The organism is Levilactobacillus koreensis JCM 16448, from assembly GCF_001435525.1.
Lineage (GTDB): Bacteria > Bacillota > Bacilli > Lactobacillales > Lactobacillaceae > Levilactobacillus > Levilactobacillus koreensis.
In genome coordinates this window covers 1-18,789 of record NZ_AZDP01000039.1, presented here as the reverse complement: position 1 = coordinate 18,789, position 18,789 = coordinate 1, and the positions used below count along the sequence as shown (strand labels likewise).

The 18,789-nt window shown below is 51.0% G+C and carries 18 protein-coding genes; 8 read left to right on the top strand and 10 right to left on the bottom strand.

The features are described from left to right. The first annotated feature begins 121 nt into the window (after positions 1-121). Positions 122-658: a phenolic acid decarboxylase gene (locus FC99_RS02825; RefSeq protein ID WP_048733202.1), complete on the top strand. Its 537-nt coding sequence runs from the start codon at positions 122-124 to the stop codon at positions 656-658. A gap of 347 nt (positions 659-1,005) precedes the next feature. Here FC99_RS02825 and FC99_RS02820 read toward each other — a convergent pair whose 3' ends face one another. Further along, a complete protein-coding gene (locus FC99_RS02820; protein WP_048733203.1) occupies positions 1,006-1,611 on the bottom strand; it encodes a Fic/DOC family protein in 606 nt (201 codons plus the stop codon). Then, positions 1,608-2,057, bottom strand: coding sequence for a helix-turn-helix domain-containing protein (locus FC99_RS02815; RefSeq protein WP_048733205.1), 450 nt, complete (start codon positions 2,055-2,057; stop codon positions 1,608-1,610). Before FC99_RS02815 ends, FC99_RS02820 begins: the two co-directional genes overlap by 4 nt. 111 nt (positions 2,058-2,168) lie before the next feature. Here FC99_RS02815 and FC99_RS02810 point away from each other — a divergent pair, with 111 nt between their 5' ends. Both FC99_RS02810 and FC99_RS02805 read left to right on the top strand, forming a co-directional pair. Then, positions 2,169-2,639, top strand: a complete 471-nt coding sequence (locus FC99_RS02810; protein WP_048733206.1) for an NUDIX hydrolase — start codon at positions 2,169-2,171, stop codon at positions 2,637-2,639. Positions 2,640-2,755: 116 nt separating this feature from the next. Next, positions 2,756-4,102 (top strand): IS4 family transposase, encoded by a 1,347-nt coding sequence (locus FC99_RS02805; protein WP_082153190.1) that lies wholly within the window; start codon positions 2,756-2,758, stop codon positions 4,100-4,102. Positions 4,103-4,262: 160 nt separating this feature from the next. On the opposite strand, the gene lepA is transcribed toward FC99_RS02805, so the two are convergent. Together lepA and FC99_RS02795 are read right to left on the bottom strand one after the other, a co-directional pair. After that, the gene (lepA, locus tag FC99_RS02800) at positions 4,263-6,059 is read right to left on the bottom strand and encodes a translation elongation factor 4 (protein ID WP_048733208.1); all 1,797 of its coding nucleotides are present in this window, start codon (positions 6,057-6,059) and stop codon (positions 4,263-4,265) included. Continuing rightward, positions 6,037-6,711 carry a TetR/AcrR family transcriptional regulator gene (locus FC99_RS02795; RefSeq protein ID WP_048733209.1) on the bottom strand — a complete coding sequence of 225 codons (675 nt, stop codon included), beginning with the start codon at positions 6,709-6,711 and terminating at the stop codon, positions 6,037-6,039. Before FC99_RS02795 ends, lepA begins: the two co-directional genes overlap by 23 nt. 216 nt (positions 6,712-6,927) lie before the next feature. On the opposite strand from FC99_RS02795, the gene FC99_RS02790 reads away from it, so the two are divergent. Continuing rightward, complete coding sequence (locus FC99_RS02790) at positions 6,928-7,452, top strand: GNAT family N-acetyltransferase (RefSeq protein ID WP_048733211.1); 525 nt, start codon at positions 6,928-6,930, stop codon at positions 7,450-7,452. 240 nt (positions 7,453-7,692) lie between these two features. Further along, on the top strand, positions 7,693-8,349 hold the full coding sequence (locus FC99_RS02785) for an EAL domain-containing protein (protein WP_048733212.1): 657 nt from the start codon (positions 7,693-7,695) through the stop codon (positions 8,347-8,349). 71 nt (positions 8,350-8,420) lie between these two features. Here the strand turns inward: FC99_RS02785 and FC99_RS02780 are convergent, their stop codons facing one another. Then, a complete protein-coding gene (locus FC99_RS02780) occupies positions 8,421-8,900 on the bottom strand; it encodes a hypothetical protein (RefSeq protein ID WP_048733214.1) in 480 nt (159 codons plus the stop codon). A 611-nt stretch (positions 8,901-9,511) separates the two neighbouring features. On the opposite strand from FC99_RS02780, the gene FC99_RS02775 reads away from it, so the two are divergent. Continuing rightward, positions 9,512-11,155, top strand: coding sequence for a peptide ABC transporter substrate-binding protein (locus FC99_RS02775; protein ID WP_048733215.1), 1,644 nt, complete (start codon positions 9,512-9,514; stop codon positions 11,153-11,155). Positions 11,156-11,480: 325 nt separating this feature from the next. Here FC99_RS02775 and FC99_RS02770 read toward each other — a convergent pair whose 3' ends face one another. Together FC99_RS02770 and FC99_RS02765 are read right to left on the bottom strand one after the other, a co-directional pair. Next, positions 11,481-11,759 carry a type II toxin-antitoxin system HicB family antitoxin gene (locus tag FC99_RS02770; RefSeq protein ID WP_053083540.1) on the bottom strand — a complete coding sequence of 93 codons (279 nt, stop codon included), beginning with the start codon at positions 11,757-11,759 and terminating at the stop codon, positions 11,481-11,483. 113 nt (positions 11,760-11,872) lie between these two features. Further along, a complete protein-coding gene (locus FC99_RS02765) occupies positions 11,873-12,862 on the bottom strand; it encodes a LacI family DNA-binding transcriptional regulator (protein ID WP_048733217.1) in 990 nt (329 codons plus the stop codon). 229 nt (positions 12,863-13,091) lie between these two features. Here FC99_RS02765 and FC99_RS02760 point away from each other — a divergent pair, with 229 nt between their 5' ends. Continuing rightward, positions 13,092-14,765, top strand: a complete 1,674-nt coding sequence (locus tag FC99_RS02760; protein WP_048733219.1) for a glycoside hydrolase family 13 protein — start codon at positions 13,092-13,094, stop codon at positions 14,763-14,765. Between the two features lie 706 nt (positions 14,766-15,471). On the opposite strand, the gene FC99_RS02755 is transcribed toward FC99_RS02760, so the two are convergent. From FC99_RS02755 to FC99_RS02745, 3 genes are all read right to left on the bottom strand, one after another. Continuing rightward, complete coding sequence (locus tag FC99_RS02755; protein WP_048733220.1) at positions 15,472-16,017, bottom strand: phosphoribosyltransferase family protein; 546 nt, start codon at positions 16,015-16,017, stop codon at positions 15,472-15,474. Positions 16,018-16,020: 3 nt separating this feature from the next. Beyond that, positions 16,021-17,097 carry a guanine permease gene (locus FC99_RS02750; protein ID WP_048733222.1) on the bottom strand — a complete coding sequence of 359 codons (1,077 nt, stop codon included), beginning with the start codon at positions 17,095-17,097 and terminating at the stop codon, positions 16,021-16,023. 231 nt (positions 17,098-17,328) lie between these two features. Next, the gene (locus FC99_RS02745; protein ID WP_048733224.1) at positions 17,329-17,997 is read right to left on the bottom strand and encodes a hypothetical protein; all 669 of its coding nucleotides are present in this window, start codon (positions 17,995-17,997) and stop codon (positions 17,329-17,331) included. Between the two features lie 168 nt (positions 17,998-18,165). Here FC99_RS02745 and FC99_RS02740 point away from each other — a divergent pair, with 168 nt between their 5' ends. Next, positions 18,166-18,591, top strand: a complete 426-nt coding sequence (locus tag FC99_RS02740) for a MerR family transcriptional regulator (protein WP_048733226.1) — start codon at positions 18,166-18,168, stop codon at positions 18,589-18,591. Positions 18,592-18,789: the final 198 nt, after the last annotated feature.

The window sequence follows — 18,789 nt, the reverse complement described above, 5'->3', positions numbered from 1 at the left end:
GTTTTTTGTTTCGCACGCTTTAGCGTGCTCAACTGGGCCTAAAGGCACTAATTAAAACATGTAATTAATTACATGTTTTAACCGGCAGAATAGATTAATTCAAGTTAAAGGAGATTTTCAAATGACTAAAGAATTCAAGACGCTCGATGACTTTTTGGGCACCCATTTCATCTATACCTACGACAACGGCTGGGAATACGAATGGTACGCGAAGAACGACCACACCGTTGATTACCGGATTCATGGCGGCATGGTCGCTGGCCGTTGGGTCACCGACCAACCCGCTAACATCGTCATGCTGGTCCCTGGCATCTACAAGGTAGCTTGGACTGAACCAACTGGAACCGATGTTGCATTGGACTTTGTGCCCAACGAAGGCAAGTTGAACGGGACCATTTTCTTCCCTAAGTGGGTCCAAGACCATCCCGAAATCACGGTCACTTACCAAAACGAACACATCGACGTGATGGAAGCCGCCCGGGAAAAGTACGACACTTATCCTAAGCTGGTCGTGCCAGAATTCGCCAAGATCACTTACATGGGCGACGCCGGCCAAGACAACGAAGACGTGATCAGTGAAGCACCTTACGCCAGCCTGCCGGACGACATCCGTGCCGGCAAGTACTTCGACGCCAACTACAAGCGGATCAATAAGTAGGAGTAACTGCAAGACTAGTGTAAACTGGTCGCACTGCGGCTGCCAGGGATTCCGCCTGCTGTGATTGTGCTCTGCCGCAATAATGTTGAGTCTTAGAAGTGTTTGAACTTTGCAACTAACAATCCTGTTAACTTATAGACAACGGTTAAGAAAACAACTTCAACCGAAATAGGCCCGGGACAAAAGTCCCAGACCTATTTTGCGCTCCGAACGTATATTGCAGAAACGTGCGACAAAAGGCAGTCAACTCCGCTTAACCCCGATAGACAAACAATCCAAAACCGGGATTATTCGTCTATCGATGTTAATGCTCATTGACTAACCGCCTTCTGTCCCACTCTCTATTTTTAATCTTGCCAGTTCGTCAATATCTGTCGGAAGACGTCCGCCATCAGTTTCGGCTCGTCTTTAATGCTGGCCGTCATGTACGCGTCCTGAAGGTCTTGCGTAAAGGTCAGCGCCAGTCCCTTTTGCCACGCCAAAACTTCGGTGAATGCTCGCAGGGACCGGCCATTGCCCTCACGAAAGGGGTGAAACATATTCATTTCGGTAACCAGATTGCCCAATGCTTCCGCCACAACGTCGCGGTCGGCAGGGAGCTGCGCAAAGTCTATCAGTTGCCGCTGAATATCCCACTCCGCGTTGCCAAATAGCATGACCGGATGGAAATGCGTGACCACGCCATTGGCTGTCTTATTGAAATCCACTTCACGGTACTCACCCGCCCAGTCATAGATCTCGCCAAGGAGAAACTGGTTGATGCGCTTTAGCTCGGTAACGTCCTTGCCGGTGAGTTGGTAGCCATCCGGTAATAGAAAATCATTTTGCTCAAGGAACTTCAAGCGTTGCGTGGAGAATTCATATTCAACGTCATGTAGTTTCTCGTCGTCAGTAATGTCCAATTTATTCTTTAAAACGCCGTTTGGCTGCAGGTAATCCGCCCATTGCTTCACTCGCTGCGTACCGAATTTCGTGCGTTGACCCGGTCCAAAACTTCCTTGGCCGTCATTGGCCGTTCCAAATCATCGGCGTCCCGTGCCATCTGAATATCATCCAGCGTCGGCTCAAACCCCTCGTACATGTTGCTGACCACCGCGTTCATCGTTGCCCGGTATTCCTTTTCGTTGCGGAACTGGACGCCCATAATCGTCAGCGCTTGATCGTCATGTTCAAGATACATAATGCCCTCATCCTCCTTCATTAAAGATAACTCCGTAAAAATTGCGTCATTTTTTGCCAAAAGTTGAATTAATTTGACGGCGGTCCCACTTGGCTCGTAATCACCCTGCTCCCAGTGTTGGACTGTCCGGACTGACGCGTTCAAAAGTTGTGCCAGCTCGCTTTGACTCACACCATAGTGCCGGCGAATGTATTTCATCGTGGTTGCTGTATCAGCCATCCTCATCACCTCATTTGCCAGTATACCCTTCAAGGGTAGTTCTTCCTAACAAATGGCTCGCCGCAAACGTGTATACTAGGGGTAAATCGTCAGAAAGTAGGTTGTTGACACATGGCAAATTACATTAAAGAAGTGCGCACGCTGGTCGGTCACAAGCCAATGATTCTCAATGCTTCGGCTGGCGTCATCGCTAACGACCACCACGAGGTTCTGCTTAATCTGCGGACCGACACGCACAACTGGAGTCTCCCCGGCGGCTACCTGGAATATGGCGAAACGTTCGCCACCGCAATGATTCGGGAATACAAGGAGGACGCCGGTCTCGACGTGGCGCTGGTCAAATCGTTAGGTATCTTTGACCAGGGATTCACGGAATACCCCAACGGTGACGTCACCCAGGTCATTTCCCAACTGTACCTGGTAAAACCAGTTGGCGGCCACACGCTGGAACAAGCCACGGATGAAACGCTGGATTTGAAATACTGGTCACTTGACGACCTGCCACCCCTGTTGAATCAACAGACAGCAGACATGTTGGCGGCGGTGAAGGCTTACTTTAATCAGCTAAAGGTTGAAAGTTAAATTGTACAGTAAAGGCCCGGCATGCCGGGCCTTTACTGTACAAAAATAGGCATGGATTACTCCATACTTGTATAATTGAGTCGTCTAAAACCAATATACAAGGAGAATTCATGTCCATGTCTAATATACAACATTCAATCACTAATTTTCACTATTCTTTTAAGCATTTTTCGAAATTGGTCCAGTTACCGGTTGTGCTTCGTCAAGCGAACATTCTTAAAACCAAAGGAACACCGGTGTCGTTACTTTTAGAATGGCTTTTAGCTACCATTTTCCATCGTTACTCGATCTTTCGGGCAACCGCATCGAGTTTTTCAAAACGGACTGCTCGAAATTGTCTAAATGATCCGCGAACCAACTGGCAACGACTAGTGACGCTCTTAGCGGTCCATCTTATTCAGTACGTCCAACATTTCACTGATTCCAGAAGACGTCAAGCATTGATTATTGATGACTCTTTATTTAAACGAGAGTTCTCTAAGAAGACAGAGCTACTAGCACGGGTTTTTGACCACGACAAGCAAGTCTTCTTCAAAGGCTTCCGAACGCTAACTTTGGGTTGGAGTGACGGAAATACTTTCCTACCAGTCCACTTTGCCCTAATGTCCTCTAGTAATTCTCAAAACCAAATTGGTCTTTTTAAGAAATTCGACCATAGAACTTTGGCTGCTCGACGTCGTGCGCAAGCACAACGTCAAATGAATGATGTTGCTTTAGAGTTGGTAGATAACGCAATTTCTGCTGGGATTAAGGCACGTTATGTCCTCTTTGATAGCTGGTTCGCTTCACCACATATGTTCGCTGAGCTCCTTAGGCGTGGACGTTATGGCATTGGTATGCTGAAGAGATCTAAGAAGGTTTACTTCCGATATCGCGGTCGTCAAATGGATGTCAAAACATTGTACAATCAGCTTCGACGCAGTAAGTGGTCGACTCGGAGTCACTACTTGTATAGTCCCATTGTTTCTTTCGAGGTTAACGGTCACTCAATGCTCGTCAAACTAGTATTTGTAACGAAACGCGGAGCCCACAATGATTATTTGGTCTTAGGGACTACTAACACTGATTTGCACCCACAAGAGATTATTAGAATGTATGCCCGTCGTTGGCAGATTGAGGGGTACTTCAAGGTAGCTAAACAATACCTTCAATTCGATAAAACCCAAATACAAAGCTATGATGGCCTTTGTGGTCACATGGCTTTGGTCCTAATAGGATATGACATTTTAGCTCTAGCTCAACGAGAAAACACAGATGATCGTACATTTGGCGGGATGTTTTTCGATTATTCTCGACCCTTATCGGAAATAAAGATTTCAGACGCACTAAGCTGGCTAATGATAACTTTAACTGGTATAGCTAAGAAACTTGATATGAGTAAGGAAATTCTTGATACCATTTTTGATGAATTTATAAAAGCCTTACCAAGTAACCTGGTCAGGTTACTTGGTAAGGCTCAGTGACCTAGAAAAACTACTTTATCTTGCTTCAGTTCAAGTAACACAAGGACTGAGGTCTATTTGAGCACTTTCAACCTTTAGTTAATCAGCAAAAGTAGTTAAAAACGACCTGTGACGAAAAAGGTCACAAGCCGTTTTTTACTCTACCTATTTTTGTTGACCCCTATTTCTCCAAATCCAGCACCGCATTAAATACTTCCTGCGGCAACTCAATGTCACTATGGGCAGCCTGGCGCTTGTTGACGCTCTGCCGCCGCAAGAGGGCTTGTTTCTTCGAGGTACTCTTCTTTTCACCGTTGGCGGCCGCGTTCTTCCGTAACGGCGGCACATCTACGCGGGCTAGCGCCTTGCCCTCGACTACGGATTGGACCGGCATCGGGTAGAGTTTTCTCGGGATTACGAATTTTAATTTGTGGACCAGCTCCTGAGCGACCTTGGGCGCGTCCTCGCGGTGAACGACGAAGGACAGCGCGTCGACCTTAGCGTAGTTGACGTGGACCTCGATTTTGACCACATCGGCAATGTCGTAGCCACTCAGCTCTGTCGTCAGCGTCGCATAGCCGTGAGAAACGGACTTGAGTGCATTGAAGAAGTCATAGGCGATTTCGGCAAACGGCAACTGGTAGACCAAGACGACCAGGTCACCCTGGTTGCGCATGTCCTGTAGCTCCCCCTTATGCTGGGTCGCCAACTTCATCACGTCACTCAGACTCTCGCTGGTCGTGGTGATGGTCGCTTCGGCCAGCGGTTCTTCGACGAAATCAATCTTGGCGTAGTCGGGAAAGGCGATCGGGTTATTTACGATGACCGGCTCGTCCTCATTTTTCAGATGCACACGGTAGGTCACGTTGGGCGCCGTCGTCAGCACGTCCAAGCCGTATTCATCATGCAGCCGTTCGCGGATGATCTGGAGGTGGAAGATGCCCAAGAAGCCACAGCGGAAGCCGGCACCCAGGGCATCGGAGCTCTCGGCGTGATAGTGAAATGAGGTGTCGTTGAGCGCCAATTTTTCCACGGCCAGCTGAAGGTCGTGGTAGTGGTCGCCCTGCGGATAGAAGCCGGCAAAGACCATCGACTGGGAGGGCTGGTAACCGGGTAACGCGGTGGCCGTGGGCGTCGTCGCACTAGTCAACGTATCCCCGACACGTAAGGCTTGGGGATCCTTCAACCCGGTCACCACGTAGCCAACATCGCCGGCGCTGAGCTGTTTGGTGGCGACACGTTGGGGAGCGAAAATCCCAATTTCATTGGCGGCCACGGTCTGGTTGTTGGCCATCAAGGTCAATTTGTCAGCGGTCGTCAGCTTGCCATCGACCACCCGGACGTAGGCGATGATGCCCTTGAACGCGTCGTACTGGGAGTCGAACACGAGGGCCTTGAGCGGTTGCTTGACGTCCCCCACGGGTGCTGGAATCCGCGTGTGAATGGCCTCCAGCACGTCATGGACGTTGAGACCAGTCTTGGCAGAAATCTTGAGGATCTCGACGGTCGCAAATTCGGGGGCCAACGCGCGTATCTGCTCCGCGGTGCGGTCAACATCGGCCGCAGCAGCGTCGATCTTATTGATGACGGGAATCACGACCAGGTGGTTGTCCCGCGCTAGCCGCAAGTTGGCTACCGTTTGCGCTTGAACGCCTTGCGTGGCATCGACCAGCAACAGGGCGCCGTCACTGGCCGCGAGACTCTTAGAGACCTCGTAGGTGAAGTCGACGTGCCCGGGGGTGTCGATAAAATTGTAGGTGTATTCTTGGCCGTCGTCGGCGTGATAATAGTTGCGGACGGTCCGCGACTTGACGGTGACGCCGTGTGCCTGCTCGACCTGCAAGTCGTCGAGTAGTTGAGCCTTGCTGTCGCGGTCGCTGACGGTCTGGGTCTGCTCCATGATGCGGTCAGCCAGTGTGGATTTCCCGTGGTCGATATGGGCGATGATGGCAAAGTTACGCGTGTTTTTCTGAGTCATTGATTTCCTCCTGAAAGATACCGTCGAGGTAGTAGCCAAACGTCTGGCAGGCCTCGGCAGTTAGATCGATTTGAAACGCGGGAAAGTCCACGTTGAGGGTCGTGTGATTAAATTGGTCGAGGCCGGATAGATTCATCAAGCCACTGATAATGGCACTTTGAATGACAAACAGGTGGCTGGCTTGGGCCGTGCTTAATATTGGCACCTGCGCGGCAACCACCCGGCCGAGGGCGAGATTGGCGGTGTACAGGTCGCGCCGTCCCTGCTCGGTTTGTGCGCGGTCGGCATGGGCTTCGAGCACGGGTCCTCGCAAAGCGTTGAGCCGGACTAAAGTCGCATGGTCACTGATCAATGTGCGGGTTTGGTCCATCAGCCGCGTTTTCAATTGAGCTGATGTTGTCACTGGTTGCGCCGTCCATTTAGCGGCTAATTCCGTGAAATAATCACGATAACCAGTTAGGAGCAGGGCCATGAAAATACTTTCTTTACTCTGATAGTAGTTGAACAGTGTCCCCTTGGCCACGCCAGCCTGCTGGGCAATCATGGCCATTGAGATGTCGCTAAAGGTGTGTTGCGCGAACAACTGCCAAGCGGCGGCTGCAATTCGCTGGGCCTTCGCGGTTTTCTGATCGGGTGTCCGAACGTTAGCCATTGGGGTCACCTCCCTTTCAAAATTGACTATCGGTCATTTTTAAGTACAAATTAGTTTACCGCCACGCAAACTTTCTGTCAATGACAACCGGGCAAAGTGGTATTCTAGAAAGTAACAGCACGTTGCGGCCCGGCGATAAGCACCTTAAATAAATCTATTTATTGTTCGTGCTTTATTTAATCGGCCAGGTCACAACCACTATTTGGGAGGAAAATTATGAGTTTAATTTATATCAGACGGGCAACTCGCGCCGATTTACCGGCCATCATGCCCATTATTGCGAACGCTAAGGCCCTATTGAAGGCCGATGGCAGTCCCCAGTGGCAAGACGGCTACCCGGACGAAGCTGGCATTACCCGAGATATTGACGCCTTACAAAGCTGGCTGCTGATTGTCGACGGCCACGTGGCTGGAACGGCGGCACAAGTGGTCGCGGACGACCCGAACTACCATGAGATTACCGGCGACGGTTGGGCCAACACGACGGACCCCTACGCAACGATTCATCGGATCGCGTTGAGCGCGGACTACGCCGGCCAACACCTCAGCCACTATTTCTTCTCCAATCTGATCAGTGCCGCCTACCGCGATGGTGTCCGAAACTTCCGGATCGACACCCACGCCATGAACAAACGGATGCAAGCCATTGCAACCAGCATGGGCTACCAGTTCCGCGGCATCGTTCACGTCGCCGAACCTGGTGACAACGCGCGCCGAGCTTACGAACTTCATTTAGACTAGTCAAAATGGTAAGACCCCTGGTTTGGTGGCCTTACCATTTTGCTTTCATTTTTCGAAAAAAGTACGGAACGGGACGAACCTATTTTCACTAATCGGGTGAACGGGTGACAAATTCCGAACATTGAGGGGCAAACATGCCATAGGACGGGATCATTATGGTTGTAAATCAATTTGACATTGATGTATAATAGTCTCTAATGTTGGCGAGGTAGCTGACACGGGAAGGGGATCTTATTCTAAATGTATCGTTTCTTTGTTCAGCCGCAGATTAACGCGGTAACTCAAAAATTGGCTGGCTATGAATTACTTTTGCGTTCGTATTGCCATGACTACTGGGTGACTCCAACCGACTTTACGGCGGTACCGATGGACCAACAGGTATCGTTGTCCTACCAAGAGATTACGAATATCTTGAAGGATCATCAGAATAATCCCGAAATTTCCTTTAACCTCAACCGAGAACAATTCACGAACCGGACGACCATTGGCCATCTGATTCATTTGAAAAAATCCATCAAAAATCTACAGCTGATCGTCGAATTGACCGAGGCACCGACACTAGAGGAATTGCACCGCTACGTGGCCCTGTACAAGGCGTTCGACATTAAACTGAGTTTGGACGATGTCGGCACCGACAACGCTTGGTGTCCGGCGATTCAAGATGTCCTGCCCTTCATGGACAACATCAAGTTCGCCATGCAAAATTTCCGCCTGCAGCACCGGCAAGCCGAACTGATCGGTAGCCTCAACACTTGGCGAAAAATTGCGGACATGTATCAACTCGGCTTCACCATTGAAGGAATCGAAGATCAAGACGATGTGAAGCTCGCTCAGAAGTACAACGCACAAACAACGCAAGGGTATTATTACAGCAAGCCTGTTCCTTATTGTGGTTAGATTTGTGGCTACGTTAAAAGAAGTCGATTTATTCCTAATGGAATAATCGCCTTCTTTTTTATTATTAATAACTAAAAATGGTCGCCAAAGTGTTCGCCCCACCAGTACCCGGTTGCTCCGTCCATGTAACTCATATGGCCAGTATCAAAGAGCCCCCGCTTTTTATGGCGCATTGGCCTATCCAGTTCTCGCCTAAACGGGTCGCGCAGAACTTGTATAAGTGTTTCGGTTACCAAATAATCCCGGCGAATACTCTCACCGTAGCTGTCTGATCTCCGCATCGCTTTTTTAATCTTATCTTCTTGCCCTTCTAAACTGCCATCCGCCACGAAATAATAGGGTTTGTAGTTATCCTTCGAGACAATTTTGAGCTTAGCAGTCAAGTGGTCTCTGGTATCAACGAGTTCCAGCTTATCGTAATCAACGTGGACAAAATCGCTGGAGTCGACATAACCCACAAACGTTTTGAACAACAAAAAATCCTTTGGATCTACAAACGTGACCCCATACCGTTCGATGTATAATGGATTCTTTACTTTCATTTTTATCATGGAGATTTGTCCTTTCTTTGAATGCGGGTTCTGGTGCTGTTTTTGGGTTGTATGAAGCGTTTTCATTTGCTGAGTTTACACGTTTATTATAGCTCATAATTTACGCTTAATCTTATCTATTTATGTCCTACATCACCCGCATAAATATTCACATCATGTATGGCATTCCCATGATAAAAATATTAATATTCCCCGCATTTCCCATCCCGTTCTTTCTATAGACTATCCAAAATCACCGTCACCCCGCCCCTGAATAACTACAAATCTTTCTGTTGACAAACCCCAGTCCGCCGATTAGTATTAGAGCCATATTAGAAATACACGAACGCAATACCAGGAAGAGTAGCGGTTCCCGCTAAGTTCAGAGACCACCGGTAGCTGAAAAGGTGGCTTACAACGGAACCGCGAAGATGAGCCTGGTTGCTAGCAATCAGTGGAAGCTGCTTGCCCGACTTGAAGCCCGTTACCGCTTCCGACTTTTGGCAGCAGAAGTTACGGAGATGGTGGATGTGAGTCCCCCATAAATCAAGGTGGCACCGCGAGTGAAATCGTCCTTATGTTTAAGCATAAGGGCGATATTTTTTTACACATTTTTCGAGGAGATGTTTGGAATGAAACGTAAGGGAACTCTATTCACGATTGCAGCTTTAAGTTTGTTAACTCTAGCTGGCTGTGGCAACGCAACTAGCACCGGCAGCGCCAACGGTAAGTACGCCGCCAGCCAAGTCTTAAACTGGACCGAAGCCTCCGAGCTGGCCTCTTCCGACCTCTCGCAGGCCACCGACACGCTCAGCTTCACCGTTTTACAGAACACGCAGGAAGGCCTCTACCGCCTCAACAGTAAGGGCACGCCAGCCAACGCCTTAGCCACCAGCACCAAGATCACTAACGGCGGCAAGACGTACACCTTCAACCTCCGCAAGGGTGTCAAATGGTCCAACGGCGACACCGTTCAGGCCAAAGACTTCGTTTACTCCTGGCAACGGACCGTTGCGCCTAAGACCGCTTCGCAAGACGCCTTCTACCTCTTCCAAGTGAAGAACGCTGAGGCCATCAACCAAGGCAAGAAGCCGCTGAGTGCACTGGGCATCACCGCTACTGGTAAGTACAAGCTGACCGTCCAACTCACCAAGCCCGTTTCCTACTTCAAGAAGCTACTGGCTTGGCCCCTCTTCTACCCGCTGAACCAAAAGGCCGTCGACAAATACGGCAAGCTCTACGGGACGCGTTCCAACACGACCGTTTACAACGGGCCATTCCGTTTGACCAAGTGGAACGGGACCGGCAAGTCTTGGACCTTGGCGAAGAACCCCACCTACTGGGATAAAAAGGCCGTTCACCTGACCAAGATCAACGAGGTCGTCACCGAAAGTCCCACGACCAGCTACAACCTCTTCAACGCCAACAAGACCGACGAAACCTTACTGAGTGGCCAACAGATCAAGAACAACAAGAACAGTAAGGACTTCGTTAAACGCCTGCCGACCGCTTCCCAACGGCTTGATTTGAACCAAAAGAAAGTCAGCGCCTTTAAGAACATTGACGTTCGTAAGGCCTTCTCCCTCGCCATCGACCGCAACCAATTAGTCACCGATGTCCTGCAAGATGGGTCCGTGGCCTCCAAAGGGTTCGTCCCATCCGGCATGGGCAACAACCCGAAGACCGGCAAAGCCTTCAACCAGGAAGCCTATATCAAGTCCGCAACGACTTACAATTTGAAGCAAGCCAAGACTTTACTGGCCAAGGGCTTGAAGCAGACTGGTGACAAGAAACTTGACCTCACCATCTCCATTTCCGACACCGATACCAGTAAGCAAACGGCTGAGTTCCTCCAAAGCTCACTGGAAAAACTGCCTAACGTCAAGATCAGCATCAAGACGGTTCCCTTCGTTCAGCTGCTCACGCAACAACATAACGGGAACTATGAGTTGACCCTTAGTAACTGGCAATCCGTCTTCGCCGACCCCATCAACTTCCTGGACGTCTTCGAAGCCAACTCCAGCTACAACACGACCGGCTGGAAGAGCACCGAGTTCGACAAATTGCTCGATGAAGCCGAAAATCAAGATGGCAACAAGCCAGCCGAACGCTGGGCTAAGTTGGTCAAGGCTGAACAGGTCTTGATGAACGATCAAGGCACGATTCCCCTGTACCAATCCGCCAAATCACAGCTGTTACGCAACACGGTCAAGAACATCAACTACAACCCAGCCGGTGTCCCTTACGACTTCAAGACGACTTACATTGCTAAATAAATTAAAAGAGCGTGCTCAAAGGCGTTTAGTCGGCGAGCATTAAGGCTGATAACCAGGCAAACCTGGTCTTGAATGATCTGGCTATCAGATTTGAGCGGAACCGACCACCTTTGAGCACTCGCTTCGATCATGTAAAATCAGCGAAGCATCACAGACACAACGATTTCTACAGCGCGGCGATTGTCGATCCCCCCGTCGACGACTTCCACCTGCTATAAATAAACTTACATATAGAAGAAACAGGCCCCAACCGGCGTTTGAAGTGCGCTCCGGTTGGGGCTTATCTTTTGTAATTTTTACATCTAAACCAGCAATCAAAAATCAGCTAATCAGTTTGCATGAACTCCGCAGTTATTAGCTGCACATCATCTTTTGGATAGTCTTGCCGAATCATGTCTAACCTTGATGCCAATGGCAATTTCACTTCGTCATAGATCATCAATTCCAGCACTTCTTCGGCATTGATTTTGGCTTTCTTCACAGTATTTGCTTGACTGATAGCGCTGGGAATATCCGGAAAAATCACTGTAATCGTATGTGTCTCCACATCTTTAATAAATACAGCCGGGTAAGTAACAACCTTGTGTTTTGCGATGATCTCCACCTCACTAATAGCTGACTAGTAACCTGACTACTGGTCACTATAGTGCGCGCTCTGATCGACTCCGTCAAGCTAAGATAATCCCTGTCAGCCGTAGTGCGAATCATTCAGGTCACTCACAGTACCCGCACTGTTTGCCGGTCGACCACCTGGATCGGCGTCACCTGTTGTAACTGTCTTCCCGGCTCTAGTAGTTGTCGCACGCCGGCCGCGCCCATGTCATAGAAGTTCTGTGACACGCTGGTCAGCTGCGGTTGAACCAACTCACACATCTCCGTACCATCAATGCTGACGATGGAAAGGTCAGTGGGAACCGTCAGACCAAGGTCGCGGGCCTGATTCAACACACCGATTGCCGCCATGTCACTCCCGGCGACCACCCCCGTCAGGCCGGACGTTACGCCGTACGCGGCCATCGCTTCACGGCCGGCCACATAACTGTAGACACCCGGTTGGACCCAGTCCGCTTGCGGCGACACGCCGGCATCTCGCAACGCACTCTCGTAACCGGCTAACCGAAAACGGCCCGTGTGCGAGTTGCTATCGACCGCCGCTAGACCAATTTTTCGGTGGCCCGCTTTTAACAGTGTCTGGGTTGCTTGATAGCCGACCTGCCAGTCATCCGACGCGATCGATGGTAAGTCGCCATCGTCAAAGGCAATTGACAGGAAACAGTAGGGTGTCTGAGCACCCTGCAACAGCTGGAGATTCTCCGGCGTCAAGTTGAGTGACAGCAGTAAAATGCCCATGACCGGTCGTTCAATCACCGTCAAGAGGGCCTTGCGTTGGGCCTCCGGGTCCGTGATTCCCGCGTAAACAATGATCACGTTGAGCCCATGGGCCGCCGCAGTGTCCTGAATTCCCGTGATGATCTGACTGGAAAAGTTTGTCTTGACCGAGTTGACCACGACGGCGAGCACGTTACTGTGCTGCGTCACTAGTTCGGCCGCTGCCGTATTCTTCCGGTACCCTAATTTTAACGCGGCCGCCTGTACCTTTTCCGCCGTTGCTGGGCCATAAAAGGCCGTCTTGTTGGCCAGTACCCGTGACACGGTCGCCGGTGAAACGCCAGCCAACCGGGCAATATCCTTAATCGTCGCCGCCATCTGGCCGCCTCCTCTACGTGTAACCCGATATTATGTTTTCAATTTTACCCGTTTCCGCTGATAAATAAAAGTGAAATCCTTGAATTTAAGCAAACGTTTGTCCGATTGGTTTAAAAGCATTGTCAGCGCTTACCAAAAATGCTAGAATGATTTTTGTAAGCGGTTGCGCAAATAGCTTTGAGCAACCCATTCAGCGATGAGTCAGTAGATAATTTTAGGAGGGTTTCACATGGAAAAACAGTGGTGGCAAAATGCCGTCGTCTATCAGGTTTATCCCCGGAGTTTTCAAGACAGTGATGGTGACGGGGTCGGTGACTTGGCCGGTCTGACCGAGCGCCTGCCGTACATTAAGAAATTAGGGGCCGATGTCATCTGGCTCAACCCAATCTACAAGTCACCGGACTTTGACAACGGCTACGACATCAGCGATTACCGCAGCGTGCAACCCGTCTACGGTGACATGAACCAATTTGAAACGATGCTGGCCACCGCGCATAAATTAGGCCTGAAACTACTGATGGATCTGGTCGTAAACCACACCTCTGACCAGCACGAATGGTTCCAAAAGAGCCGTCAGTCTAAGGATAATCCATATTCCGACTACTATATCTGGCGCGACCCCGTTGATGGTCACGAACCCAACAACTGGGGCTCCTACTTCAACGGCTCGACCTGGACCTTTGAGCCAAAACGAAACCAATACTACCTGCACCTGTTCGCCCCTAGTCAACCCGACCTGAACTGGGAAAACCCGAAGGTCCACGATGAAGTTTGGGACCTCATGCGCTTTTGGCTCGACAAGGGCGTCGATGGTTTCCGGATGGACGTCATCAGCCTCATTTCCAAGCCAGCCGGTCTTCCCGATGCGCCTAAAGCACCCGGTGCCGTCTATGGTGACGTTGAAGCCGTAGTCGCTAACGGGCCCAAGTTGAACGACTACCTGCACGAAATGCACGACAAGGTGCTGTCCCACTATGATGTGATGACCGTCGGTGAAATGCCGGGTGCCACCGCCGAAGGGGCCATTACCTACACCGGCTTGGACTCACACGAACTGAACATGATCTTCCAGTCCGCCCACGTTGGCTTGTCCGCCAACCCCGACAAGCGTTTGGGCAAGTGGAACGATGCTCCCGTTAAATTAACGGAATTAAAGAAGGCCTTGTCCGACTGGCAATACGCCCTCGATGGCAAGGGCTGGAACAGTCTCTTCTGGGACAACCACGACCAGCCGCGCGCCGTTTCCCGCTTCGGTAATGACAGTGAGCAGTACCGGGACGTTTCAGCCAAAATGTTAGCGACGACGCTACACATGCTCCAAGGAACGCCGTACGTTTACGAAGGCGAAGAACTCGGCATGACCAACGTTCACTACACCAGCCTCGACCAATATGAAGACCTGGAAAGCCTGAACGCCTATGACGAAAACGTCACGAAGGAAAAAATCGTCGACAAGCCAACCATGTTGAAATACCTCAGCCACATTTCACGGGATAACGCCCGGACACCAATGCACTGGGACGATTCCAAGAATGCTGGCTTTACCACGGGCACGCCATGGTTTGCGTTGAACCCGAACTACACAACGATCAACGCCAAGGAAGAAGTCGATCGCGACGATTCCGTCTTCAACTACTACCGGCAGTTGATTGCGTTGCGTCACAGCCACGACCTCATCGTCCTCGGGGATTACGAAGAACTCGACCCCAACGACGACCAAGTCTTCGCCTACCGTCGTCACTACAACGGCCAAACCTTACTGGTCATCAACAACTTCACCGACCAAACGGTGACCCGCGACTACGACCAGGGCAACGCCAACGAAAAGTTGATCGGCAACTACGCCGACGATCAAGGCACCACGTTCCGCCCTTACGAATCCAAGGTTTACTTGTTTAAGTAAGAAATTGATGTCACCGCTCGCACTGCGGCTGCCAGGGATTCCGCCTGCTATGGGGAACGCCTCCAGCCTGAAGGACGGGCTTCCGTCTCGCCTTGAAGCCACGCAAAAATCGCGAGTCTCCAAGGTCGTCCCACGATGTAAGCCGGGAAAGAACCCCGTCTAACATCGTCGACACAGCTGGCTCCATCCCTGGCCTCCTCCGGCTCAGACTGACTTCTCACATTACACACATTTAGCCTAGCCTTCAGTGACCTGTCGTGTACCATGATGACAGGTGATGTGATTAGTCTCAAGTTGCCTAAGTTCTCCGTGTAAGCCGAGAGGTCGGCAGATATGGGCTCAGGCGCGTCGTTCTGCTTGGTCGGCGTTTCTTGCCGGCTTAGCAGAAAACCAACCTTGTAGACTCGGTTCTTTCGAGGCTTCAAGTTGCGTTCGCACCGTTCCAGCCCATATCTGCCGGCCGGTAAGGCGACTGACCCGCCGTGTTGACCATCACTTAAGTTAATCAAAAAATCACCTGCACCGTCACGACTGAGAGCGTGAGATGCAGGTGATCTTTTTGTGGTGGCGACGGGCGCTTCCAAATGGGTGATGTATAGTCAGACCATTTCAACGTGACGCGCGCCGCCTCACCAGGTGTAGTTTACCTTTTAGCCAGGCGTGGTGCCCCTAAGTTTGCTGAAAATGTTAAGTGATTTACCAACCGTTACAGCGGAAATAGCGGTAGTTCTGCCAGATAGTCGATGTCGGTCCGCTTGACCGCATCGCCTTCTGCCAGGATGGCCAGACGACCAACCACCGTAGCCCCCGCTTGATTAACCAACTCTTCGGCTGCACTCAGCGAGCCACCGCTACTGATCACGTCGTCGACGATCACAACGCGTTTGGCAACCAACTTGTCGGCATCCGCACCGTCTAACGCCAGAATCTGCGGCGCACTGGTCGTGATGGCCTTGACCGGCACCGTCAGCGGCGCGCGCATGTAGTCCTTAACGCTCTTGCGCAAAACGACGTACTCCTGATGACCGGTCAGCCGACTTAGCTCCTGAGCTAGCGGGATTCCCTTACTTTCCAATGTGACAAAGTAATCAAACTCGGCTGGCACTTTTTTCGCCAACGCTTCGGCTGCATAATCGGTCAACTCGGCATCCCCCAGCAACACGAACGACGCAATCGCCATGGTGTCGCTGATCGGCATTACTGGCAACCGCCGGGTGAGTGGCCCGACCTGCAATTGGTACGTCTTGATCATGGTTTAAACCCCCAGTCCCAAAAGTGGCAACACAAATTTTAACACGGCACCGGTCATCAACCCGGCGAAAGGATCGGCCACCGCCGTCACCACTAAGGTGATTGCGGCCACGGTCGCCCCGGAACCCTGCATGGCTGTCGCGGTGTTTTCTGGAAAAATCACGGCCGTTCCCAGGATAAAAAGAAAGCCGGCAATCGAGGCACTGGGCACATATTTCCCCAGCTTGTGTAACCAGCCAATCGCTAAGATGACCGCCATGATCAGCATCATCATGATGCCGGCCACGACGGGTTCTGGTGCACTGGCCGTTGCGGAAATAATCGCTTCCACCGGCGCCCCACCTAACAGACTCGTGCCCATATCGGCAATGGATTGCGTGATGGTCAACAGGTTTAAGTTGACCGGATTAGGCTTGATGCCGGTCATCTGCCCGGTGATCAACCCGTAAGAAATGTTGGCCCCAATGTTCAAGCAAGCCAGACTCAATGCCCCCCGGACGACCCGGACACTCAGCATGGGCTTGGTAAAGACGAACCGCCGCGCCGTCACGTGTTCTGGGAGTTCCGCACGGTAATGTTCGATGAAGACGGCCGCTAGACTGGACCCGACTACGGAGACCACAATGGTCCACACCAGGTCCTTTGTCATCAAATAAGTTGCGGCTGCGAGGGCCACCGACATCCAGCCGGTCAACCGTTCCTGCTTGGCCATCCCCACCGCGATTTTGGCCAGCATGATGCCAACCCCGGCCATCATTCCGGCCATAATGTTGTTGCCAAGAATATCGACGATTTTGGTCAGCGTCCCAGTGATCCCAATCAGTAGCATGATGACGGAGCCGCCCAGGATAATCGAGGTCCGTTCCCGCAAGTTACGGCCGAGATTTCCCGTCAGCGCGAGTGATTCCGCCTGAAACGAAAGCGGTGCGACCGCACCAAAGACTCCGTTGACCGCTGAAGCAAAAATGAACGAAAACATCGTTGGAAAAATAGCAAACCCTAGCGCCATCGCCATGATTCCTTGTGGAATCCCGTTTAAGACGACCCCAATGGCGGCTAGCAAGTCGGCCAACCAATGCATAGTAAGTTCCTCCCTGTATCGTAGTTAGATGCTTAACTTTACTGCCAGTTCTATAATTTATAATTCGTATTTCTATTTCATCATACGAGAATATCGGTTCTAAGTCCATCTATTTTTAAAAATTAACGAACATTTCTTATTAATTTCTTTATTAAATTCGGTTATTATTTAACCAAACAAAAAGTGTGCCCGCGACTTACCCGGACACACAATCATTCGTCATTGAAGTGATTAACGCAACAGATGATTCTCTAGCGCGGCGACCCGCACTAACGACCACGCCGCCGGTAACTGCACTGCCATTAGGTTGCCACAGGTCAGCGCGTACACATCCTGGGCCAAACGACCCGCGTGGGGACTGCAATGGTCCGGCGTGTAGGTATCCCAGGCAGTGTGCTGGTCCAACAGGTGCGTAAACAGGCGGCGCAGCAGCTCCTTTCCCGTTGGCAAAAAGAGCTGGTGCTCCGTTAGCTGGGCCTGCAACAACCAACACTGAGCCTGACTGGCCACCCCCTGCACCTTGTTGGCCGTCACCGGAACTCCTTTGAGCCGTAACACGGCCAGTGCCACCAGATTGGCAGCCGTGGTGACCACATTAACGTGACTCGTCTGGGCCAGATCGATCGCCAAGTACCAATCGGCCAATAACTCCTGTGAGGCTTGGGGAATCAGTGTTGCCACTTGGTCGAACAGTCGCCCGTACACCGAGCTTTCCAGCCGGGGCATCAAGTCCTCCAGTGTCCGTTGTGGCACAATCTTCATCAAATCGTTTTCCTCATCTAAGAGCAAGAGGTCCACGCCACCGGCAGCCAACGCGTGTACACTGGCGTGCGGATCGGTCGACCACGGCAATAACGGAACAAAATCCGCCCCGGTTCGCTGCACGTTAAACTGCTTCACGTTGACTCACCCCCTTAAGTACATTGAGTGTACCCCCTTCGACCCACTTGAAGGCAACCCATTTGCTTCATTTTGAGTGAAAACTCTTGCGTCGTTCCTGAGAATCACGTATCATGGGGCCATTACATTAGAGTTAGTCGAACGCTAACCCTTGAGGAGGAAACTTAAATGTCCTATACCATTCACGAAGTTGCTCAGAAAATGGGCATTTCCACCTACACCATTCGTTACTACCACGACCACGGCATGCTGCCATTCGTGAAGCGTGACGAAAATAACAACCGCATTTTTGAAGACAGCGACTTAGAGTGGTTGAACATCATCGTGTGCCTGCGAGCGACTGGGATGCCCGTTGAACGTATCCACCACTACTTAGACCTAGTTCAGGAGGGCGAATGCACCGTCCCTGAACGCTACGAAATGATGAAGGCTCAGCAAGAACGAACGCTGAGCGAAATTACGGCACTGAACAAGCACTTGTCGACCATCAACTTTAAGGTCGACCACTACGCGGATATTATCGAGAATAACAAACCGGACATGTTCGTCCCCTCCAATCTCCGCAACAACCCAACCACCGACCAAACGGCTTAATTTAGCCTAGTTGGCCGCCTGCGGATACCAGACGCCGCACCGTGGGGACCGCCTGAAGCCAAAGAGCGGTCTTCAGGCTCGCCTTGAAACCTCACCCAACCCGTGAGTCTCCAAGGACGTCCCGTCATGTAAGCCGGGAAAATTGAAGTGCAAGTAAAATGTTAGACACTTTTCTGACCTATGCAACTAGCATCTTCT